The organism is Stutzerimonas kirkiae (assembly GCF_004327335.1).
GTDB classification, from domain to species: domain Bacteria; phylum Pseudomonadota; class Gammaproteobacteria; order Pseudomonadales; family Pseudomonadaceae; genus Stutzerimonas; species Stutzerimonas kirkiae.
On sequence record NZ_QJUO01000049.1, the window covers coordinates 1 to 22,426 of the forward strand.

General features: G+C 58.2%; 17 protein-coding genes, 1 tRNA gene and 4 pseudogenes. 16 read left to right on the top strand and 6 right to left on the bottom strand.

Annotation, left to right across the window (positions count from 1 at the left end):
- From DNJ95_RS18235 to hemA, 4 genes and pseudogenes are all read right to left on the bottom strand, one after another.
- A pseudogene (locus DNJ95_RS18235) lies at positions 1-114 on the bottom strand (molybdopterin-synthase adenylyltransferase MoeB); the annotation flags it as partial.
- The gene (gene prmC, locus DNJ95_RS18240) at positions 104-952 is read right to left on the bottom strand and encodes a peptide chain release factor N(5)-glutamine methyltransferase (RefSeq protein ID WP_131186143.1); all 849 of its coding nucleotides are present in this window, start codon (positions 950-952) and stop codon (positions 104-106) included. The gene prmC and the pseudogene DNJ95_RS18235, both read right to left, overlap by 11 nt.
- A gap of 31 nt (positions 953-983) precedes the next feature.
- Positions 984-2,066: a peptide chain release factor 1 gene (prfA, locus tag DNJ95_RS18245; protein WP_131186144.1), complete on the bottom strand. Its 1,083-nt coding sequence runs from the start codon at positions 2,064-2,066 to the stop codon at positions 984-986.
- Complete coding sequence (gene hemA, locus DNJ95_RS18250; protein WP_131186145.1) at positions 2,063-3,331, bottom strand: glutamyl-tRNA reductase; 1,269 nt, start codon at positions 3,329-3,331, stop codon at positions 2,063-2,065. The genes prfA and hemA overlap by 4 nt, the downstream gene beginning before the upstream one ends.
- A gap of 181 nt (positions 3,332-3,512) precedes the next feature.
- On the opposite strand from hemA, the gene DNJ95_RS18255 reads away from it, so the two are divergent.
- From DNJ95_RS18255 to DNJ95_RS18295, 9 genes and pseudogenes are all read left to right on the top strand, one after another.
- On the top strand, positions 3,513-5,234 hold the full coding sequence (locus DNJ95_RS18255; RefSeq protein ID WP_131186146.1) for a tetratricopeptide repeat protein: 1,722 nt from the start codon (positions 3,513-3,515) through the stop codon (positions 5,232-5,234).
- Between the two features lie 2 nt (positions 5,235-5,236).
- Positions 5,237-5,857, top strand: a complete 621-nt coding sequence (gene lolB / locus DNJ95_RS18260) for a lipoprotein insertase outer membrane protein LolB (RefSeq protein WP_131186147.1) — start codon at positions 5,237-5,239, stop codon at positions 5,855-5,857.
- Positions 5,857-6,696, top strand: coding sequence for a 4-(cytidine 5'-diphospho)-2-C-methyl-D-erythritol kinase (gene ispE / locus DNJ95_RS18265; RefSeq protein ID WP_131186148.1), 840 nt, complete (start codon positions 5,857-5,859; stop codon positions 6,694-6,696). Before lolB ends, ispE begins: the two co-directional genes overlap by 1 nt.
- 34 nt (positions 6,697-6,730) lie before the next feature.
- A tRNA-Gln gene (locus DNJ95_RS18270) sits at positions 6,731-6,805 on the top strand.
- Positions 6,806-6,845: 40 nt separating this feature from the next.
- The gene (locus DNJ95_RS18275; RefSeq protein WP_131186149.1) at positions 6,846-7,787 is read left to right on the top strand and encodes a ribose-phosphate pyrophosphokinase; all 942 of its coding nucleotides are present in this window, start codon (positions 6,846-6,848) and stop codon (positions 7,785-7,787) included.
- Positions 7,788-7,897: 110 nt separating this feature from the next.
- Positions 7,898-8,509 (top strand): 50S ribosomal protein L25/general stress protein Ctc, encoded by a 612-nt coding sequence (locus DNJ95_RS18280; protein WP_131186150.1) that lies wholly within the window; start codon positions 7,898-7,900, stop codon positions 8,507-8,509.
- Positions 8,510-8,581: 72 nt separating this feature from the next.
- Positions 8,582-9,169 carry an aminoacyl-tRNA hydrolase gene (gene pth, locus DNJ95_RS18285; protein ID WP_131186151.1) on the top strand — a complete coding sequence of 196 codons (588 nt, stop codon included), beginning with the start codon at positions 8,582-8,584 and terminating at the stop codon, positions 9,167-9,169.
- Between the two features lie 32 nt (positions 9,170-9,201).
- Entirely contained in the window at positions 9,202-10,302 is a 1,101-nt protein-coding gene (ychF, locus tag DNJ95_RS18290; protein ID WP_131186152.1) for a redox-regulated ATPase YchF, read from the top strand.
- A 194-nt stretch (positions 10,303-10,496) separates the two neighbouring features.
- A pseudogene (locus DNJ95_RS18295) lies at positions 10,497-11,570 on the top strand (tyrosine-type recombinase/integrase); the annotation flags it as partial.
- A 58-nt stretch (positions 11,571-11,628) separates the two neighbouring features.
- Here DNJ95_RS18295 and DNJ95_RS18300 read toward each other — a convergent pair.
- Positions 11,629-12,825: an IS256 family transposase gene (locus tag DNJ95_RS18300; RefSeq protein ID WP_131186153.1), complete on the bottom strand. Its 1,197-nt coding sequence runs from the start codon at positions 12,823-12,825 to the stop codon at positions 11,629-11,631.
- Positions 12,826-12,951: 126 nt separating this feature from the next.
- Between DNJ95_RS18300 and DNJ95_RS19755 the strand changes: the two are divergent.
- The 7 genes and pseudogenes from DNJ95_RS19755 to DNJ95_RS18335 all read left to right on the top strand — a co-directional run.
- Positions 12,952-13,098 (top strand): annotated as a pseudogene (locus tag DNJ95_RS19755) (tyrosine-type recombinase/integrase); the annotation flags it as partial.
- A gap of 334 nt (positions 13,099-13,432) precedes the next feature.
- Positions 13,433-14,479, top strand: coding sequence for a Fic family protein (locus DNJ95_RS18310; protein WP_131186154.1), 1,047 nt, complete (start codon positions 13,433-13,435; stop codon positions 14,477-14,479).
- A 17-nt stretch (positions 14,480-14,496) separates the two neighbouring features.
- The gene (locus DNJ95_RS18315; protein WP_131186155.1) at positions 14,497-17,607 is read left to right on the top strand and encodes a type I restriction endonuclease subunit R; all 3,111 of its coding nucleotides are present in this window, start codon (positions 14,497-14,499) and stop codon (positions 17,605-17,607) included.
- A complete protein-coding gene (locus DNJ95_RS18320) occupies positions 17,601-19,235 on the top strand; it encodes an HsdM family class I SAM-dependent methyltransferase (protein ID WP_131186156.1) in 1,635 nt (544 codons plus the stop codon). Before DNJ95_RS18315 ends, DNJ95_RS18320 begins: the two co-directional genes overlap by 7 nt.
- The gene (locus DNJ95_RS18325; protein ID WP_131186157.1) at positions 19,228-20,469 is read left to right on the top strand and encodes a restriction endonuclease subunit S; all 1,242 of its coding nucleotides are present in this window, start codon (positions 19,228-19,230) and stop codon (positions 20,467-20,469) included. Before DNJ95_RS18320 ends, DNJ95_RS18325 begins: the two co-directional genes overlap by 8 nt.
- Positions 20,466-21,023, top strand: coding sequence for a hypothetical protein (locus DNJ95_RS18330; RefSeq protein WP_131186158.1), 558 nt, complete (start codon positions 20,466-20,468; stop codon positions 21,021-21,023). The genes DNJ95_RS18325 and DNJ95_RS18330 overlap by 4 nt, the downstream gene beginning before the upstream one ends.
- A gap of 4 nt (positions 21,024-21,027) precedes the next feature.
- Positions 21,028-21,861, top strand: a complete 834-nt coding sequence (locus DNJ95_RS18335) for an ATP F0F1 synthase synthase (RefSeq protein WP_131186159.1) — start codon at positions 21,028-21,030, stop codon at positions 21,859-21,861.
- A 76-nt stretch (positions 21,862-21,937) separates the two neighbouring features.
- On the opposite strand, the pseudogene DNJ95_RS18340 reads toward DNJ95_RS18335, so the two are convergent.
- Positions 21,938-22,303, bottom strand: a pseudogene (locus DNJ95_RS18340) (integrase domain-containing protein); the annotation flags it as partial.
- Between the last annotated feature and the right edge of the window lie 123 nt (positions 22,304-22,426).

The following is a 22,426-nucleotide window of genomic DNA, read 5'->3' on the forward strand; positions in this document are numbered from 1 at the left end:
GCCCAGCCCGACGATCAGTACCCGGCTCTGCTTGAGTCGCAACTGCCCGGCGATATCGACCTGCCGCAGCAGTATCTGCCGGCTGTAACGCAGCAGTTCCTGGTCATCCAGCATGTCCTGCCTCCTCCGGCCAACGGCCACGGCTCACTCGTTCGTGCCCGGCCAGATCGCGCAGGCTGTCGACCGCCACGAAACCGCGCGCGCGCAACAGCGCCCTGACCGCCTCGGCCTGGTCGTAGCCATGTTCCAGCAGCAGCCAGCCACCGGCGTCGAGATGCTCCGGCGCGGCCTGCACGATACAACGGATGTCATCCAGCCCATCGGCACCGGAAACCAGTGCACTGGCAGGCTCGAAACGCACATCGCCCCGTTGTAGATGAACATCATCGGCACGGATATACGGCGGGTTGCTCAGGATCAGTTGGAAACGCTGCCCGGCCAGCGCGGAAAACCAGTGGCCGAGGCGAAAATCGGCATTCTCCAGCCCCAGCCGCTGCCGGTTGCGCAAGGCCAGGGCCACCGCCTCCTCCACCCGGTCGACGCCGAGCACCTGCCAGGCCGGGCGCTCGCTGGCCAGCGCCAGGGCGAGCGCACCGCTGCCGCTGCCGAGATCGAGCAAGCGCTGCGGTCCGCGCGGCAACGCCTGCAGGGCGGTTTCCACCAGCAGTTCGCTATCGGGGCGCGGGATCAGGGTATGCGGCGCGACTTCCAGCTCGAGGCTCCAGAAGCCCTGCCGGCCGAGGATATAGGCCACCGGCTCGCCCCGGCGGCGGCGCGCCAGGCAGGCGGCATAGCGCTCGGCCTGCGCCGCGCTCACCTCGCGCTCCGGCCAGGTGCGCAGGTAGCTGACCGGCTTGCCCAGTACGGCGGCCAGCAGCCACTGCGCATCCAGCCGCGCACTCGGCGAGTCGGGCAGGTCGGCCTGGTCCAGCAGTGATTCGATGGTCGGCATCGGCTTGGCTCTTTGAACAGGCTCGTATGGATCAGTCGCCCAGTGCAGCCAGTTGATCCGCCTGGTATTCCTGCAGCAGGGGTTCGATCACCTGCTCCACCGCCCCGGCGATCACCTCGTTGAGCGAGTACAGGGTCAGGTTGATACGGTGGTCGGTCACCCGCCCCTGCGGGAAGTTATAGGTACGGATACGCTCGGAACGGTCGCCGGAGCCGACCAGCAGCTTGCGCGTATCGGCGATTTCCTTGTGCGCCGCGCTGTCCTGCATGTCCTGCAACCTGGCCGCCAGCCAGGACATCGCCCGCGCCCGGTTCTTGTGCTGGGAGCGCTCTTCCTGGCATTCGACGACCATGCCGGTAGGCAGGTGGGTGATGCGCACCGCCGAATCGGTCTTGTTGATATGCTGCCCGCCGGCACCGGAAGCGCGATAGGTATCGACCCGCAGGTCGGCCGGGTTGATCTCGATGGCCGCCTGCTCATCCGGCTCGGGCAGCACCGCCACGGTACAGGCCGAGGTATGGATACGCCCCTGGGACTCGGTCTCCGGCACCCGCTGCACGCGGTGGGCGCCCGACTCGAATTTCAGCTTGGCATAGACATTGTCGCCCTCGACCCGGCTGATGACTTCCTTGTAGCCGCCGTGCTCGCCGGGATTCTCCGACAACACCTCGACGCGCCAGCCCTGCCGCTCGGCATAACGCAGGTACATGCGAAACAGATCGCCGGAAAAGATCGCCGCCTCGTCGCCGCCAGTGCCAGCGCGGATTTCCAGGAACACGTTGCGCCCGTCGCGCGGGTCGCGCGGCAGCAGCATGCGTTGCAGGCCGTCTTCCAGCTCGAGCAGCGCGCCCTTGCCCATGGCGACTTCCTCGGCCGCCATCTCGCGCACATCCGGGTCGCTGTCCTTGAGCAGGAGCTGGGCCTCGGCAAGATCGGCCTGCACCTTCAACAGGCGCCGATAAGCCGCGATCACCGGCTCGATCTCGGCATACTCCTTGGAATAGCCGCGAAAACGCCCCTGGTCGCCGATGACCTCGGCATCCCCCAGCAGCGCGGTCAATTCCTCGAAGCGATCCTGCAGGATGTCGAGTTTCTTCAGTAGCGAGGGTTTCATGACTTGTCCGGGCCCTGATTGAGGGCAAAAAGTTCCTGGGCCATGGTCAACGCCTCGATACGGCCTTCGGCCGACAGTTTCTTCAATTGCACGCTGGGCGCGTGCAGCAACTTGTTGGTCAAGCCGCGCGCCAGTTGCGCCATCACATCCTCGACCGAGGCCCCGTTGGCGAGCAGGCGCTGCGCCTTGCCCAGCTCCTCGTCGCGAATCCGCTCGGCCTGCTGGCGGTAGGCCTTGAGCACATCCACCGCCGCCAGCTCGCGCAGCCGCGACATGAAGTCGTCGGTGCCGGCGCTGACCAGCTCTTCGGCGGCCTGCGCCGCGCCCTGGCGGCTCTTGAGATTCTCCGCGACCACCTCGTGCAGGTCATCGACGGTGTAGAGATAGACATCCTCCAGCTCGCCGACCTGGGACTCGATATCCCGTGGCACGGCGATATCGACCATGAACATCGGCTTGTGCCGGCGGCGCTTGAGCGCCTGCTCCACCGCGCCCTTGCCGAGAATCGGCAACTGGCTGGCCGTCGAGCTGATGACGATATCGCTGTTGTACAACTCCTGCGGGATGTCCGCGAGCAGGATGGCATGGGCGCCGAACTGCTCGGCCAGCGCGCTGGCGCGCTCCAGGGTACGGTTGGCGACGACGATACGCTTGACCCCCTGCTCGTGCAGGTGGCGGGCGACCAGGGTGATGGTCTCGCCGGCGCCGATCAGCAATGCCTGGCTGCGGTGCAGGTCGCTGAAGATCTGCCGCGCCAGGCTGACCGCGGCGAATGCCACGGACACCGGGTTCTCGCCGATCGCCGTATCGGTACGCACCACCTTGGCGGTACTGAAAGTGGCCTGGAACAGCCGCCCGAGCAGCGGCCCGACACTGCCCGCCTCACGCGCCACGGCATAGGCGGACTTCATCTGGCCAAGGATCTGCGGCTCGCCCAGCACCATCGAGTCGAGCCCGGAAGCCACCCGCATCATGTGCCGCACGGCCCTGTCGTCGATATGCACATAGGCGCAGGCACGCAACTCGTCCAGGCTCAGGCGGTGGTAGTCGGCCAGCCAGGCCAGCACCTCGTCGGTGGCCACATCCTCCTGCTGCAGGTAGAGCTCGCTACGGTTGCAGGTCGAAAGGATCGCCGCCTCGCGCGTCGGCGTCAGGCGACACAGCTCCTGCAAAGCCTCAACCATCTGCTCGGGCGTGAAAGCGACGCGCTCGCGGACATCCACCGAAGCGGTCTTATGATTGATACCAAGCGCGATGAAGGCCATGCAGAATCGCTGAGTCGTGAAAAAGAGCGCGTAATTCTCCTACTTCGACTGATAGAGAACAACCACCGCACATGATTGTCTGAACCGATCGTGCCGCAGGAAGCCACCATGGGCTTGCCTGACGGCTTGTGTCATCATGCCTGCAACGCAGCCCAGCCGTGCTTCCCATGACATGCCTCCCATGAAAAGACTCCTTGCCCTAGCCGCCACTCTGCTCATCGTCGGTTGCCAGACGACTCCGCCGGAAAGCGCCGGCAACGCGCTCGACAGCAGCGAACAGGATGTGCCGGCGAGCGCGCCCATCACCTATGGCGCCTTCACCCAGGACAGCCTCTATGCCCTGCTGGTGGCGGAACTGGCCGGCCAGCGCAATCGCTTCGACATCGCCCTGGACAACTATGTACGCCAGGCCAGGATCACCCAGGATGCCGGCGTCGCCGAACGCAGCTTCCGCATCGCCGAATACATGGGCGCCGCCCAGCCGGCGCTGGACTCGGTACTCATCTGGGCGCGCAACGCCCCGGACAGCCTGGAGGCGCAGCGCGCGGCCGCCATCCAGTTGGCACGGGCCGGGCACTACGAGGAATCCCTCGAATTCATGGAGAAGGTCCTGCGCGGCCAGGGCGACACCCATTTCGACTTCCTCGCCCTGTCGGCGGTGGAAAGCGACCCTGACACCCGCGCCGGGCTGCTGCAGAGTTTCGATCGGCTGCTGGGCAAATACCCGCAAAACCCGCAACTGGTGTTCGGCAAGGCCGTCCTGCTGCAACAGGATGAGCGTCCCGCCGAAGCGCTGGCGCTGCTGGAAAAACAACCCACGGCCCAGCAGCAGGTACCCTCGATCCTGCTGCGCGCACGCCTGCTGCAACTGCTCGAACGCGGCGACGAAGCCCTGCCGCTGCTGGAAAGCGGGCTGCGACGCAACCCCGACGACAAGCGCCTGCGCCTGACCTATGCGCGCGCCCTGGTCGAACACAACCAGTTGGAAAAGGCCATCGGCGAGTTCGCCACCCTCATACAACAATACCCGGACGACAACGACCTGCGCTTTTCCATGGCCCTGGTCTGCCTCGAGGCACAGGCCTGGCAGGAAGCCATCGTCTACCTGGAAGAGCTGATCGGCCGTGGCAGCCACCTGGATGCCGCCTACTTCAACCTGGGCCGCGCCTACCAGGAACTGGGCGAAACACAATTGGCCCTGCAAGCCTATGAACAGGTCGGCCCCAGCAATGAATACCTGCCAGCCAAGCTGTTCCAGAGCCAGATACTGCTCGCCGCGAACGATCCCCGGGCCGTTTCCCGGATGCTTTCCAGCGCCCGCATGGAACAGCCGGACTACGCCATCCAGCTCTACCTGATCGAAATCGAGGCGCTGGCCGACCTCAGGCAGGGCGACGCCTCCTGGCAGTTGATACAGCAGGCGCTGGAGGAATATCCCGAAGACCTGAGCCTGCTCTACACCCGCGCCATGCTCGCCGATCGCCGGGGCCAGACACAGCAGCTCGAAGCGGACCTGCGCTTCATCCTCGAACGCGAACCCGACAACGCCATGGCCCTCAACGCCCTCGGCTACACCCTGGCCGAGCGCACCGACCGGCACGCGGAAGCGCTCGCGCTGATCGAACAGGCCCACCGCCTCAACCCCGACGACCCGGCCATCCTCGACAGCCTGGGCTGGGTCCACTTCAAGCTGGGCAACCCGGCCAAGGCCGAAGGCTACCTGCGCCAGGCCTACGCGCGCTTCCCCGACCACGAGGTCGCCGCGCACTTCGGTGAAGTGCTGTGGTCCCAGGGCAAGCACCAGGAAGCGCGCAAGGTCTGGGCCGAGGCCCTGAATGAACAACCCGACAGCCCGATCCTGAAAGAAACCCTGCAACGCCTGACCGGCAAAGGGGCCCTCTGAACATGCATCCATCGCGCACGCTACTCATCGCACTGCTGAGCCTGCTGCTCGCCGGTTGTGCCGGCCTGGGCCCACGCGAAGCCGTCGAGGGCACCGGCAACATGCAGGACTGGCAGATCCACAAGGGCAGAATCACCCCGCTCGACGGCTGGCAGGTCAGCGGCAAGATCGGCATTCGCGCACCCCGCGATTCAGGCAGCGGCACCCTCTTCTGGCTACAACGCCAGGACTACTTCGACATCCGCCTGTCCGGCCCGCTGGGCCGCGGCGCCACCCGGCTGACCGGTCGCGCCGATGCCGTCAGCCTGGAAATCGCCGGCGAAGGCCGCTTCGAAGCCTCGTCGCCGGAAGAACTCCTTGCCGAGCGACTGGGCTGGCAACTGCCGGTTTCCAATCTGTTCTGGTGGGTACGCGGCCTGCCGTCGCCCGACAGCCGCAGCCGCCTGAGCCTGGACGGCGACAGCCGCCTGCAGCGGCTCGCCCAGGATGGCTGGGAGGTGCAATACCTGAGCTATATCGAGCAGAACGGCTACCACCTGCCCGAACGAATCCGCCTGCAAGGCCACGACCTGCAGATCACCCTGGTCATCAAGGACTGGCAACCGCGCCAGCTCGGACACTGATGCTGACACTGCCCGCGCCCGCCAAACTCAACCTGATGCTGCACATCCTCGGACGCCGGGCCGACGGCTACCACGAGTTGCAGACGCTCTTCCAGTTCCTCGACCACGCCGACGAACTGACTTTCAACTTGCGCGACGACGGCGAAATCCACCTGCATGCGCAACTGCCCGGCGTCGATCACGAACACAACCTCATCGTGCGCGCCGCCCGCCTGCTGCAGCGCCACAGCGGCACGCGCCTGGGTGCGGACATCCACCTGCACAAACGCCTGCCAATGGGCGGCGGCCTGGGCGGCGGCAGTTCGGACGCGGCCACCACACTGCTGGGCCTCGACCACCTCTGGCAGCTCAGGCTGGAACGCACGACCCTGGCCGGGCTCGGCCTGAGCCTCGGCGCGGATGTCCCGGTCTTCGTGCACGGTCATGCCGCCTTCGCCGAAGGCGTTGGCGAGCGCCTGACCCCTGTCGAGCCAGAAGAACCCTGGTACCTCGTACTCGTTCCGCAAGTATCTGTCAGCACAGCAGAAATTTTCTCCGATCCGCTGTTGACACGGGATAGCCCCGCCATTAAAGTGCGCTCCGTTCTCGAGCGGGGCGGTCGGAATGACTGTCAGCCGGTTGTAGAGAAACGTTATGAAGAAGTTCGTAACGCTTTGATCTTGCTAAACAATTTTGTTTCGGCTAGATTAACCGGCACTGGAGGTTGTGTGTTTGGGGCCTTCCCAAACAAACCCGAAGCTGATAGAGTTTTGGACCAACTTTCGGTATCCCTGCCAGGGTTTGTCGCCAAAGGAAGCAACGTCTCGATGTTGCACCGGAAGCTTGAAGCTCTGTCCTGAGACACGAATGCCAAAAGCATTCACTACACGATACAGGGGCGTCGCCAAGCGGTAAGGCAGCAGGTTTTGATCCTGCCATGCGTTGGTTCGAATCCAGCCGCCCCTGCCATTTTCTCATCAGGTCTACTCTCAGCCGGCAGGTACTGCGCGTGTCCAAGATGATGGTCTTCACGGGGAATGCAAACCCCGATCTGGCCCGGCGTGTCGTACGTCAGCTGCATATCCCCCTCGGTGATGCCTACGTCGGAAAATTCTCCGACGGAGAGATCAGCGTCGAAATCAACGAAAACGTCCGCGGCAAGGATGTGTTCCTGATTCAGCCGACCTGCGCGCCAACCAATGACAACCTGATGGAACTGGTGGTGATGGCCGATGCCTTCCGCCGCTCCTCCGCGACCCGTATCACGGCTGTCGTGCCCTATTTCGGCTATGCCCGCCAGGACCGTCGCCCACGCTCGGCCCGGGTGCCGATCAGCGCCAAGGTGGTGGCCGACATGCTCGATGTGGTGGGCGTCAACCGCGTCCTCACGGTCGACCTGCATGCCGACCAGATCCAGGGCTTCTTCGATATGCCGGTGGACAACATCTACGGCTCGCCGGTGCTGGTCGATGATATCCAGGCCCAGCGCTTCGACAACCTGATGATCGTTTCCCCCGATATCGGCGGCGTCGTGCGTGCCCGTGCCGTGGCGAAGTCGCTGGGTGTCGACCTGGCGATCATCGACAAGCGTAGGCCCAAGGCCAACCAGTCGGAAGTCATGCATATCATCGGTGATATCGAAGGCCGTACCTGCATCCTGGTGGATGACATGGTCGATACCGCCGGTACCCTCTGCCATGCGGCAGCGGCGCTCAAGGAGCACGGCGCGGCGAAAGTCTATGCCTATTGCACGCACCCGATCCTGTCCGGACGCGCCATCGAGAACATCGAAGGCTCCGCGCTCGACGAACTGGTGGTGACCAACACCATCCCGTTGTCGGCAGCCGCGCAGTCCTGTACACGTATTCGCCAACTGGACATCGCTCCAGTGGTCGCTGAGGCGGTACGCCGCATCAGCAATGCAGAATCGATCAGCGCGATGTTCCGCTAAGGAATACGCGCTGAGCGAAACACGCCTCGCAAGCCTGCGAGGCCTTACCCAACCGCCCGGGGCGCTGGTCGCAAGCGCTGCGGGCGTCGTTGTTATTGTGGAGAAACGAAATGACTGATTTCACCCTGAATGCCCAAGTGCGTTCCGATCTGGGGAAAGGTGCGAGCCGCCGCCTGCGTCGTAACGCCAACCTGGTTCCCGCTGTCATCTACGGTGGCGACAAGGAACCGCGCTCCATCAGCCTGCTGGCCAAGGAACTGAGCAAACTGCTGGAAAGCGAAGCCTCCTTCAGCCACGTTCTCAACCTGAATGTCGAAGGCCAGCAGGAATCCGTGCTGATCAAGGCCCTGCAACGCCACCCGGCCAAGGGCTTCGTCCTGCATGCCGACTTCGTGCGCGTCGTCGCCGGCCAGAAAGTCACCGCCCACGTACCGCTGCACTTCATCAATGAAGAGTCTTCGGTCGGCGTCAAGCAGCAGGCCGGCGAAGTTTCCCACACGGTCACGGAAGTCGAAGTATCGGTTCTGCCGCAGGACCTGCCGGAGTTCATCGAAGTCGACCTGAGCAACGTCGAAGTCGGCCAGATCGTCCACCTGTCCGACCTGAAACTGCCGAAAGGCGTCGAGCTGGTTTCCCTGATCCATGGCAACGACCTGGCAGTGGCCAACATCCACGCCAGCCGTGTGCAGAACGACACAGAAGAAGAAGGCGCTGCCGAGTAACGCTCGCCGCGTCACAAGACAAAGCCCAGCCGCGATCCGGCTGGGCTTTTCCACGTAAGGGCCACCGAAACGATGAGCGCCGTCCAACTGATCGTCGGCCTGGGCAATCCGGGCAGCGAATACGAACGGACCCGGCATAATGCGGGCGCCCTTTTCGTCGAGCGCCTGGCCGAACGCGAAGGCGTCAACCTCAGCCTCGACAAAAAATACTCCGGCCTGGTCGGCAAATTCAGCCATCAGGGCCAGGAAGTCCGCCTGCTCATCCCCACTACCTATATGAACCGCAGCGGCCAGGCCGTGGCGGCACTGGCGAATTTCTTCCGCATCGCGCCGGAGGCCATGCTGGTGGCGCATGACGAACTCGACATGCCCCCTGGCGTCGCCCGCCTCAAGCAGGGCGGAGGGCACGGCGGGCACAACGGCCTGCGCGACATCATCGCCCGGCTCGGCAACCAGAACAGCTTTCATCGCCTGCGCCTCGGCATCGGCCACCCCGGCCACGCCAGCCTGGTTTCCGGCTATGTCCTCGGGCGCGCGCCTCGCGAAGAACAGCAGTTGCTGGACAGCAGCATCGACTTCGCCCTGGACGTACTGCCGCAGATACTCGCCGGCGACTGGAGCAAGGCCATGCAACAGTTGCATGGCCGCAAAGCCACTTAACCTTTCATCGCCCAGCGCGCGAGGAACACACCATGGGATTCAACTGCGGTATCGTCGGCCTGCCCAACGTCGGCAAATCCACCCTGTTCAACGCCCTGACCAAATCGGGAATCGCGGCAGAGAACTTCCCCTTCTGCACCATCGAGCCCAATAGCGGCATCGTGCCAATGCCGGACGCCCGCCTCGCCGCCCTGGCGGAAATCGTCAAGCCCGAGCGCGTGCTGCCGACCACCATGGAATTCGTCGATATCGCCGGCCTGGTGGAAGGCGCCTCCAAGGGCGAAGGCCTGGGCAACAAATTCCTCGCCAACATCCGCGAAACCGATGCCATTGCCCATGTGGTGCGCTGCTTCCAGGATGACAACGTCATCCACGTCGCCAACTCGGTGGACCCGAAGCGCGACATCGAGATCATCGACCTCGAACTGATCTTCGCCGACCTCGACAGCAGCGAAAAACAACTGCAGAAGGTCACCCGCAACGCCAAGGGCGGCGACAAGGAAGCCCTGGCACAGAAAGCCCTGCTGGAAAAACTGATTCCCCACTTCACCGAGGGCAAACCTGCGCGCACCCTGCTGAAAAGCCTGAGTGACGACGAAAAGCGACTGGTCAGGGGCTTCCACCTGCTGACCAGCAAACCGGTGATGTACATAGCCAACGTCGCCGAAGACGGTTTCGACAACAACCCGCTGCTGGATGTGGTCCAGGCGATTGCCGATGCCGAGGGCGCTCCGGTGGTGCCGGTATGCAACAAGATCGAAGCGGAGATCGCCGAACTGGACGACGGCGAGGAAAAGGACATGTTCCTCGAAGCCCTGGGCCTGCAAGAGCCCGGCCTCAACCGCGTGATCCGCGCCGGCTACGAACTGCTCAACCTACAGACCTACTTCACCGCCGGGGTCAAGGAAGTCCGCGCCTGGACGGTCAAGGTCGGCGCCACCGCCCCACAGGCCGCCGCTGTCATCCATACCGACTTCGAGAAAGGCTTCATCCGCGCCGAAGTCATCGCCTACGACGACTTCATCCAGTACAAGGGCGAAGCCGGCGCCAAGGAAGCCGGCAAATGGCGCCTGGAAGGCAAGGAATACATCGTCAAGGATGGCGATGTGATGCACTTCCGCTTCAACGTCTGACGATTTTTTCGGAACCCAGGAGCGCTCAGTAGCGCTTGGTGGATTGGGCAGGCCTTTTGAAATCAATGGCTTGCCGAACAATACGGTCTGCTGAGCGTTCCTATTGTTCATCGAGGTCCGAAAAGTTCGGGGGTAGCGTTGGGGGTACTCGTGTTCAACCGTGGGGGTACTTTTCCCCGCAGTGGAGTCCAACGATGCCCGAGAATCTACTCACCGATGCCAAGGTCAAGTCGGTCAAACCCACTGATCGAGACTGGAAACTTTCAGACGGCGGCGGCTTGTTCCTGCTGGTCAAGCCCACCGGCGGCAAGCTCTGGCGGTGGAAGTACCGCCTGCGAGGCAAGGAGAACCTCTTTGCCATTGGCAGCTTTCCTCAAGTAAGCCTTGCAGAGGCGCGTGCGGCCCGCGAGAAAGCGCGTGCCTTGGTCAAGCAAGGTATCCACCCTGCGCATGAGCGGCAGCAGGTCAAGCAGCGTAACCTGGAAGTGCTGGAGGAACGCAAGCGCGCGAAGGAAAGCTCGTTCGCCAAGGCAGCGCAGGCGTACCTGGCCGAGATCAAGCCAGTCTTTGCGCTCAGTTCTTACCGTACGAAAGAATCCCGCATCAGGAAGTACCTGTCGCCGAAGTTCGACGGCATGCCGATGAGCGACATTGGCGTGAAGCAGATTCGCCCGCTGCTGGAGGACTGCAAAGCCCACGGCGCGTGGGCAGCCATCCACGTCAAGGGCGACCTGTCGGCCATCTTCGAGTTCGCGGTGGTGCGGGGGCTGGTCGAGGCAAATCCAATTCCCAGTCTCCGCGGGTTACTGCGCGTGCCGTTCAGCGAGAGCAAGGCGGCGATGACGCGAGAGCAAATCCAGAAGTTCTATCAGGAGTTGCGCGGCTACCGGGGCTATCCGGAAACTTCGCTGTGCCTGCTGTTGATTGCGCTGACCGCCTGCCGTCCAGGGGAAGCGGCGGATGCCGAGTGGGACGAGTTCGACTTTGAGGATGCACTGTGGCGTCGGCCTGCGGCGAAGATGAAGGCGCGGCGCGACCATGTCAGCCCGTTGTCAACGCAGGCCATAGCAGTGCTGAAAGACTTGCAGCGCATCACAAGTGGCGGGCGCTATCTATTCCCACACCGGAGCGGCAAGGGATTCACCACGCCAAATCGGCTCACCTACGCGATGCGCGACATGAACCTGGGCCGGGGTACGACACCACATTGCTGGCGGACGACCTTTTCAACTTGGGCCAATGAGAACGGATACCGGCCTGATGCGATGATCGTGTCCCAGCGAGTGGTGTAACTGCCATGGTTCCGGCAGTTGAGTTTGCAGGTGCTCAGCTAATCACAGCGGACAGCCGAGCGGTTTGATTGTCACTGAGCGATTGCAGTCCCTCAAGCTGCATGTAGCGCCGCTGCAAACTCCATTCGTCGCTCTGCTCCAGAAGCATGGCACCCACCAGGCGGACGATGGCCGCATCGTTGGGGAAGATACCGACCACATCGGTACGCCGCTTGATCTCGGCATTGAGCCGCTCCAGCGGGTTGGTGCTATGGATCTGCTGTCGGTGCGCCTTGGGGAAGCCCATGTGGGCCAGCACTTCGTCCTCGCAGCCGTCCATCAACTGGGCGATCTTCGGGAAGCGCTCACGCAGCTGCTCGGCCACCGTCCGCCATTGGCGGCGCGCCTCGGCTTCGTTGTCCTGGGCGAACACCGTGCGCAGCAAGGCGGCCACCATGGTGCGCTGGCCCTTGCCGACATGGGCGAGGGCGTTGCGCATGAAGTGCACCCGACAGCGCTGCCAGGTCGATTTCAGCACTTTGGCCACGGCGGCCTTGAGGCCCTCATGGGCATCGGAGATCACCAGCTTCACCCCGCGCAGGCCACGACGCATCAGGCTACGCAGGAAGTCCGTCCAGAACGGCTCGGCTTCCGAGGGGCCGGCGCGCATGCCGAGGACTTCGCGCACACCATCGGTATTCACCGCCACGGCGATTATCACCGCGACCGAGACGATCCGCCCGGCCTCCCGCACCTTGACGTAAGTAGCATCGATCCACAGGTAGGGCCAGTCGCCCTCGATGGGCCGGTCGAGGAAGGCATGCACGCGCTCATCGATCTCGCCAGCCAGGCGTGATACCTGGCTCTTGGAAATGCCGCTCATGCCCATGGCCTGCACCAGCTCATCCACCGAGCGGGTCGAGACGCCCTGCACATAGGCTTCCTGGATCACCGCTGCAAGCGCCTTCTCGGCAGTGCGACGTGGTTCCAGGAAGGGTGGGAAGTAGCTGCCCTGACGCAGCTTGGGGATGCGCAGCTCGACATCACCGGCGCGGGTCTGCCACAGGCGATCCCGGTAGCCGTTGCGGCTGTTGCTGCGCTCGACGCTCTTGGCGCCGAAGCCGGCGCCGCACAGCGCTTCGACATCCAACTCCATCATGCGCTGGGCGACGAACTGGATCATGTGCTTGAGCAGATCGGCATCTGCCCCTTTCTCGGCAAGCTCGCTCAATGCGATAGTGCTCTTGGTCATCGTGGTTTTCCTGGTGAGTGGTTAGGTCTGCAAACTCAACCTTAACCAAAAACCACGATGGCCTTCCTCCCACGCCTGACGGCGCTTCGGCTAGACCTCTGTTACACCACTTCCTGGGACACGATCGATGCGATTGAGCGGCAGCTTGCTCACGTGGAAAGCAACAAGGTGCGGGCGACGTACAACAAGGCGTTGCTGCTGGATCAGAGAAGGGCGCTGTTGCAGGACTGGGCGGACTATCTGAGTGCGGCGGAGGACAGCGGCACGGCATAGGGAAGAGTTGGCTGGGTGTTGCATAACGAATGGACAGGGCGGCCTTTTCCTTTTCAGGGTAGGGCTGTTGTCCCTTGAGTGCCGTTCCCTTGCCGTTTACCTTTGCCCTGAGTTGGGCCTGGGAATGGGGTAAACAATGGAGCAAATAGGGTGATTGTGAAATTATTACCCTTTTTTAGGCATTTCCTTCCTGGTCGGCCATGCCGGCCCCTCGCGATCGGGGCTACGTTCAGGAAATGGGGTAATCAAACACCTTTAATGAGGTATTTCTAGAGACAATACCCCATTTAAAGGCTATGATTACCCCATTTAGACAGCCTGGGCTTACATTTCCATGCACTCGCTCACACCCGAGTACCTTGCCGCGCTTCGCTTCGATGGCACTCAGGCCGCCACGTTGCGCACACTGGGCGAGTACCAGGGTAAGCAGCAACTCTACGCCGTACAGTCACCCGAAGCCCTCAAGGGCCTGCGCCAGATCGCGGTGGTGGAGTCCACTGAGTCATCCAACCGGCTGGAAGGTGTTGTCGTAGCGCCTTCGCGGCTGAAGTCTCTGGTCATCCGCAACGCAACACCAAAGAGCCGCTCCGAACAGGAGATCGCCGGCTACCGTGACGCCCTGGCACTGATCCACGAATCGGCCGCGCACATGCCCTTCAGCGAGGGCGTAGTGCTGCAACTGCACACCCTGCTGTACCGCTATATGCCGCAGGCGGGCGGGCGCTGGAAGGCTACCAACAACGACATCATCGAGCGTCACCCAGACGGCACTTCGCGTCTGCGCTTCCAGCCAGTCGCAGCACACCTGACGCCGATGGCCATGGGCGATCTGACCGGGCGCTACGCCACCGCGCTGGATCAGCACCTGGCCGACCCGCTGGTGCTGGCACCGCTGGCGATGCTCGACTTCCTGTGCATTCACCCCTTCCCAGATGGCAACGGCCGTATGTCCCGCTTGCTGACCTTGCTGCTGCTCTACCACTTCGACTATGCCGTGGGTCGCTACATCAGCTTGGAACGCATCTTCGAGGAAACCAAGGAAGGCTATTACGAGACGCTGGAAGCCAGTTCGCAGGGCTGGCACCAGGGGCAGCACGACGTCAAACCCTGGCTCGACTACTTCTGGGGTGCCTTGCTGCGAGCCTACCGCGAGTTTGAAGAGCGTGTCGGCACCATCGAGCGCGGTCGTGGCAGCAAGGGCGACCGGGTGCGCGCGGAAGTCCTGGGGCGCACCCTGCCGTTTTCCATCTCAGAGATTGAAGAAGCTTGCCCAGGCGTGAGCCGGGATATGGTGCGGCTGGTACTGCGGGCGATCAAATCAGAAGGATTAATCGAATCGACCGGCAAAGGGCGTGGGGCGAAATGGCGTCGCACGACGTAAAAAACAAGGGGCTTAGAATGAAGTTCAACGAAGACACCCGAGTCAAAATCCCGGTCATCCTCCACCTGATGCGCCTTGGCTATCAGTACCTCTCACTCAAGGAGCAAACCTGGGATCAGAATACCAATATCTTCCCAGCGCTTTTTGTTGCCGCCATAAGCAAAATCAACCCAGGCATCAAACCGGATGATGTGCATCGCCTACTGGAAGACACCAAACTGCTGCTGGATAACGAAGACCTCGGCCGCGCTTTCTTTGAACGCCTGAGCGCTCGCTCCAATACCCGGCTGATTGATTTCGAGAACTTCAACAACAACAGCTTCCATGTCGTCACGGAACTGACCTGCCAGAATGGCGATGAAGAATTCCGGCCAGACATCACCCTGCTGATCAACGGTATGCCGCTGGTCTTTATTGAGGTGAAAAAACCCAACAACCGGGAAGGCATACTGGCCGAGCGTGATCGCATCAACAAGCGCTTTCAAAACCCCAAATTCAGACGCTTTGCCAACATCACCCAGTTCATGATCTTCTCCAACAACATGGAGTACGACGACGGCGACCCAGAGCCTGTACAAGGTGCCTTCTATGCCAGCAGCTCCTACCATAAGCCGGTCTTCAACTACTTCCGCGAAGAAGAAGTACTGAACCTGACGGCCCTGCTCAAGCCGCTGCCGGAAGCGGAAGAGATCAGGGTATTGAAAGACAACAACCTCGAAGTGATCCGTAACAATCCCGAGTTCCAGACCAACAAAGACCCGAACCGGCCAACCAACCGTATCTGCACCTCATTGCTTGGCAAAGAGCGGCTGGCATTTATCCTGCGTTACACGCTCGCCTATGTGTCGGAGGCTGACGGGCTGCACAAGCACATCATGCGTTACCCGCAGCTATTCGCCACCAAGGCTATCGAAAGAACACTCGATAAAGGCATCAAGAAGGGGATTATCTGGCATACCCAGGGCAGCGGCAAAACCGCACTGACCTTCTACAACGTTCGCTTTCTGACCGACCATTTTCAGAAGCGGCAGATCGTTCCCAAGTTCTACTTCATCGTCGATCGGCTTGATCTACTACAACAGGCACAGCGGGAATTCACCGCGCGCGGCCTGACGGTTCACACCATCGATTCGCGCGAAGCCTTTACCCGCGCCATCAAGGCAACCCAGGTGATCCACAACCATTCGGGCAAACCGGAAATCACCGTGGTGAACATCCAGAAATTCAAGGACGACCCGGATGTCATCTCAACCAGAGACTACGACGTCGCCATCCAGCGCGTGTACTTTCTCGATGAAGTACACCGCAGCTACAACCCCAAGGGCAGTTTCCTTGCCAACCTGAGCCAGTCGGACACCAACGCCATCAAGATCGGCCTTACCGGCACACCACTGCTGGGCGACGACTACAACTCGCGGGTGCTGTTTGGCGACTACATCCACAAATACTATTACAACGCCTCCATTGCCGACGGTTACACGCTACGCCTGATCCGAGAAGAGATCGCCACCAACTACAAAATGGTGCTGCAACAGGCGCTGGAAGACGTGGAAGTCAAAATGGGCGACGTAGACCGCACGCTCATCTACGCCCATGCAAGTTTTGTCGAGCCGATGCTTGACTACATCATCACCGACTTTGAGAAAAGCCGGGGCGCGCTGAATGATGCCAGCATTGGCGGCCTGGTGATCTGCGACAGCTCGGAACAGGCCAAGCAGATGTTCGACATCTTCAACGCGGTCTATGCACAAACTTCCAGCGCACCGTATGAAATCAAGGACTCCGCACAAGCCCTGATTGCCGCCGCCAAACCAGGCAGCTATGCCGCCAGAGTCAGGCTGGATAACAAGGTCAAAAGCGCAGCGCTGATCCTACACGACATAGGCACCAAGGAAGAACGCAAAGACTGGGTGGAAGACTTCAAGGCCGGAAAAATAGACCTCCTGTTCGTCTACAACATGCTCCTCACCGGCTTTGATGCCAAGCGCCTGAAAAAGCTGTACCTGGGCCGGGTGATTCGCAAACACAACCTGCTGCAAGCCTTAACCCGAGTCAACCGCACCTACAAGGATTTCCGTTATGGCTACGTGGTGGACTTTGCCGACATCAGCAAAGAATTCGATGAAACCAACCAACGCTACCTAAAAGAGTTGAATGATGAGCTCGGCGACGAAATGGAGCACTACTCCAAGCTGTTCAAATCCCGCGAAGAGATTCAGCAAGAAATTGAGCACATCAAGGATATGCTGTTCCGCTTCGATATCGAGAACGCCGAAATCTTTGCCGATCAGATCAGCCAGATACAAGACCGGCAAACCATCCTGGCGCTGAAGAAGGCACTGGAAAATGCCAAAAGCCTCTACAACCTGATCCGCCTGCAAGGCGAGTATGGCGTTCTCGATGAGCTGGATTTCGCCAAGCTGAATATTCTTTACCGGGAAACCTGCAACCACTTGGACATGCTCAACCTCAAGGAAAGCATCGAGCAAGGCGCGGATACCACCAATCTGCTGAATGTCGCCCTTGAGGATGTCATCTTCAAATTCATCAAGATCGGCGAAGAAGAACTGGTACTGGCCGACCAGTTGAAAAACACCCTACGCCAAACCCGCGAGGCGCTGGCCAGCAACTTTGACCAGCAAGACCCGCAGTTCATCACTCTCAAGGAAGAGCTGGAACGCTTGTTCAAGAAAAAGAATCTCAGCGAAGTCACACAGGATGAAATGGTCGCCAATATCGGTGCACTGGAAAAAATACATGAGCGTGTAAAAGAGCTAAACCGCCAGAACAACCAACTCCGGCAGAAGTATCTGGGCGATGCCAAATACACCCGCATCCATAAGCGCTTGCAAGAGCGCCAACACAGCAACAATGACATAAGTGAATCAGAGCGCAAGATATTCGCGGCACTTGCCGGGGTGAAGCAGGACGCCGACGAACAGGCGCTGAATAACCGTCAGATATTGCTCAATGAAAACTACTTTGAGCGACAAATGATGCCACGAGTCATCGTCCGTTTCATGGATGAGCAACAGATACAACTTAACGCCGACACCTCAGACTACATCAATCATTTGGTCGTCACCGAATATCTTAATGAATACAACAGCGGAGCACGTTCGTGGTAGAGCTTGAGTTTCAACAGAAAGCCAGGGCATTGATCGACAGCCTGAAAAGCATTTGCGCCAACTATGGTTTGGGCAATGACGGCAACGAATTCAAGATCATCACCCAAGCGTTCCTGTACAAGTTTCTCAACGACAAATTCGCCTACGAGGCGAAACGAATCAAACCTATCTTGGTTGCCGAAGCCAGCTTGGGAGACGCACTGGCAAAGATGCCAAAAAACGAACTGGAAATGCTGCAACGGCGGATGGGCGGTGACACGGCTCGCCTGAAACCGCAGCACTTCATCAGTTACCTTTACAATCGGCAGGCCACCGCTGATTTCGCCAAGCTGTTTGACGATACCCTGCTGGATATAGCCATCAGCAACAATGACGTATTCGCAGTAAAAACCGATGGTGGGACAAAAGTGGTGCTGTTTGACCGTCTTAGCCAATACATCGCCGACGAATCCAAGCGTGATGATTTCTGCCGCGCCATTATCAACAAGCTGGTGGACTTCAGCTTCGAGCGTATTTTCACTCAAAAATTCGACTTCTATGCCACCCTGTTTGAATACCTGATCAAGGATTACAACAGCAATTCAGGTGGCAAATACGCCGAATACTTCACCCCCCATGCGGTGGCGCGCATCATGGCGGAAATCCTGGTGCCGCAGGCCACCCGCAGCGACGTGCGCAACGTCAGCGTATACGACCCATCCGCCGGTTCCGGTACCTTGCTGATGAACGTAGCCCATGCCATCGGTGAAAACCGTTGCAGCATTTACACCCAGGATATTTCGCAAAAATCCTCCAGCCTACTGCGGCTGAACTTGATTCTGAACAACCTGGTGCACTCCATCCCCAATGTGATTCAGGGCAACACCGTGTTGCACCCCTATCACCGTGATGGCAAAGACCTGAAAAAATTTGATTACATCGTCTCCAACCCGCCCTTCAAACTGGACTTCAGCGATTTTCGCGATGCGTTGGACAGCAAGGAAAACAAGCCACGCTTCTTTGCCGGTATTCCCAAGGTAAAACCGAAAGCAACGGACAAAATGGAAATCTACCAGTTGTTCTTGCAGCACATCATCTATTCGCTCAAGCCCGATGGAAAGGCTGCCGTGGTAGTGCCCACCGGCTTTATCACCGCGCAATCGGGTATCGACAAGGGCATCCGACAATATCTTGTCGAACACAAGATGCTGGCCGGTGTGGTGTCCATGCCCTCCAATATTTTCGCCACCACCGGCACCAACGTCTCCATTCTGTTTATAGATGCCAGCAACAAAGACAAGGTAGTGCTGATTGACGCTTCTAATCTTGGCGAAAAAATCAAGGATGGTAAAAATCAGAAGACCGTACTCATCCAGGAAGAAGAGCAACGCATTATTGATACCTTCAATGCTAAACAAGCAGTGGAAGATTTTTCTGTAGCGGTTAGCTATAAGGATATTGAAGGGAAAAACTACAGCCTGAGCGCTGGTCAGTATTTTGATGTGAAAATCGAATACGTGGATATTACTCCAGAGCAATTTGCCGAGAAGGTGCAGAAATTTACCAGCAGTCTGAATAGCTTGTTTGGTCAATCTCGTGAACTGGAGGTAGAGATTAAAAAACAGTTGGCGGGGTTGAAGCATGAATAATTGGCTTGAAACCACCTTGGGAAAGGTTGCACAGGTGTCTACTGGATACCCATTCAAAAGCGAATTTTATTCTTATGACAATCAAGATATTAGATTACTACGAGGCGATAACATTTCCCAAGGCAGTATGAATTGGGATGATGCTAAAACGTGGCCAATCACCCAGAGTGAAGACTTTAAAGAATATCAGCTTGAAGAAGAAGATGTTGTGCTTGCAATGGATCGCCCGTGGATTGGCGCAGGTTTAAAGTACAGCAAAATACATAAAATTGATTTGCCGGCGCTGTTGGTTCAGCGGACTGCAAGATTGCGGGGAAGTGATAAATTAGATAGCGGCTACCTAAAATACGTGATAGGTAGCCCCTGGTTCTCAAGCTATATAAAACGAATAACTACCGGTTCCTTGGTTCCTCATATTAGCTTAAAGCAAATACGAGAGTTTCCTCTTAGCTTGCCCCCTGTCGATGAACAGAAGAAAGTCGCTAAAGTCCTAGGAACTATCGAAGAAAAAATCGAACTCAACAACCGCATCAATGCTAAGTTGGAAGCCATGGCCAAAACCCTGTACGACTACTGGTTTGTACAGTTTGATTTCCAGGACGTTAATGGCAAGCCCTACAAGACCTCCGGCGGCAAAATGGTCTACAACCCAACCCTGAAACGGGAAATCCCGGAGGAGTGGAACGACAAGACGTTATCTCAAATCGCCAACATTACTATGGGTCAGTCTCCAGAGGGTAGCTCCTATAACGAAGAAGGGGTTGGAACCATTTTTTATCAAGGATCTACAGACTTTGGATGGCTATTTCCTCTAACCCGGCAATACACTACAGCACCGAGCCGCATGGCAAAGAAAGGCGACATTCTTTTGAGTGTCCGCGCCCCTGTTGGCGACATGAATATTGCTAACACTGATTGTTGTATTGGCCGCGGACTGGCTGCATTGAATAGTAAAACCGGATCAGACGGATTTCTGTTCTATGTGATGAAGTACTTCAAACAGATTTTTGATCGTCGAAATTCAGAAGGAACAACATTCGGTTCCATCACAAAAAACGATCTTCACTCTCTCACATTGGCATACCCAACAGCGGATCTGCTCAAGAAATATGATGATGTGGTCACCAACTATAACAAGATGATCTTTGAAAGAAGCCTTGAAAATCGTGAACTTATAAGTCTTCGAGACTGGCTTCTCCCCATGCTAATGAACGGCCAGGTCACAGTAACATGATCAATATCGCGTTCCGGTTATTGCTGACCTTTAATGCCACATCTCTACTGGTCATTATCTTTCTGGTACAGAAAGGCTATACGCTGGGCTATTTTCTGGCGGATGTGAGCTGCTTGGGCTGGCTGAACACCTTGCCGAACGCGGTATCTTATATTCTGTATCTACTGGTACCACTACTCTCCACAGGCTTGAGCATTCTATTAAGCTCACGGCTTGGCCGGGATGCCTTTAAACAGGGCGAAGTCGCCAGCATAGAGCATGCAAACAATAGTTTCTTGCCCAGTTATCTGGGCTACTTCTTTGTTGCACTCAGCATCGGCAACTGGGAAACCTTGGCCTTTGTTTACGCCATTCTTTTTGCGTTTACTTTCTTTTCGCAAGCACTGTATTTCAACCCGCTGTTCCTAATCTTTGGCTACGAGTTTTACAACATCACCACCAAAAATGGCACGGCAATTTTTCTGATCAGTCGCCATAAATACAAGAAACCGGACGATGTAGCCATTTCTACGGCTTTCCGAATCAACAACTACACATTTATTGAACGGGGATAATGGTATGGATCATGTGCTGGCCAGGGTAAAACGTCTCACCAAGAAGCCATTCTTCAAGTTGGTGTCAGATCACACCCTGTATGAGAACACAAACATCAACTTGGCGACCTGCGTTCCTTATTCGCCTGACCATAATCTGGATGAAGACTCATGGTTCAAGGTCGAGCAGTTTAGCCAACAACCATTTTGCATAGATTTGCTGAAAAGCAACTTTGATTCAAAAGACTACGATGATTTGAAAAAAGAGCAATTCGCCAACATTTCCTATGTTTTTGCCGTTCAGGGCGACAATTTTTATTTTCAGAAAATCACGTCTTCTCTTTTCATCAGGAAGAAAATTATCGGCTTCGGAGAGGCAGCAGCAATCGAGGAAAGTAGCAATCGCCTCGTGATCAATGACCAGCCAGACGCCATTTATTTCAAGCATGCAGACACCCTGGTTTTTCGTAACCTAGCGGCCATTTCCGGAATTTTCAAAGGCATTGACGCTCTTTACCGAGAAGCCACACAACAGGAAACAGAAGCCTTCTTAAAGTCAGCGTTTATTGAACTAAAGAACAATTACGATGCAAGCAAAGTTTCAAAACCAAATCGAAAGCGGATCGCTTTGGCGATGGACTCCCTAACCAAGATGTCAGCCCAGGATAAAATGGATATCCTTGCTTATATTGGTGACTACTGCGACCAAAAGCTCAAGTTCGATCAGACAACCAAAAAATTCGAAATATCAACGGACGATGAACTGAAACTTCTTCTTTATGGAGTCGAGCAGCGGTTCTATACCACGCTATTCGGGCAGGAAAGAAGGATTGCAAACTCTGTGCGACCAGTAGGTTAAAGGTTTACTCGACTCATCTGCAAAAGCTGACAGCTAATGGCTCGGTGTCTGCCGCTGGACAAGACGAATGAAAGCATCAAGCTCCCAGATAGATCGCTGTAACTTTCGTCCGCTCATGTCCGAGCTCACAGCTGATCTGCTGTCGAGCTTGCTGATCGCTCACGCGTTGAATCGCGTCAAGATGAGCTCTGCTAGGGCCGCCAGCCGTCGGGGCTGGCCATCCAGTCAATACCTCATACCGCATCTGCGCATACCGATGGCGCAGCCCATGCATATGACTCAGCCCCGCCGCCTTGCATTGGCCATCGTAGATGTGCCGCTGCTGGATGTAGTTCTTGTGTGCCGGGATCAATGACCCGGCCCCCACCAGACGATGCGCCACCTGTAGCACTTCGCGTTGTTCAGGCGTAGTGATCGGCACGGTTCGCTCTCGCCCTCCGTAACCGCTCCACAAACCCCACCTTCAAATGACTAGAAGGGCCAAGGAAGCTGGGCTCCCGTTTTACAGTGGAGCCCAATGCCATGATGCGTCCCGACCCGAAGGTCAAAGCCGTCTACCTGTATC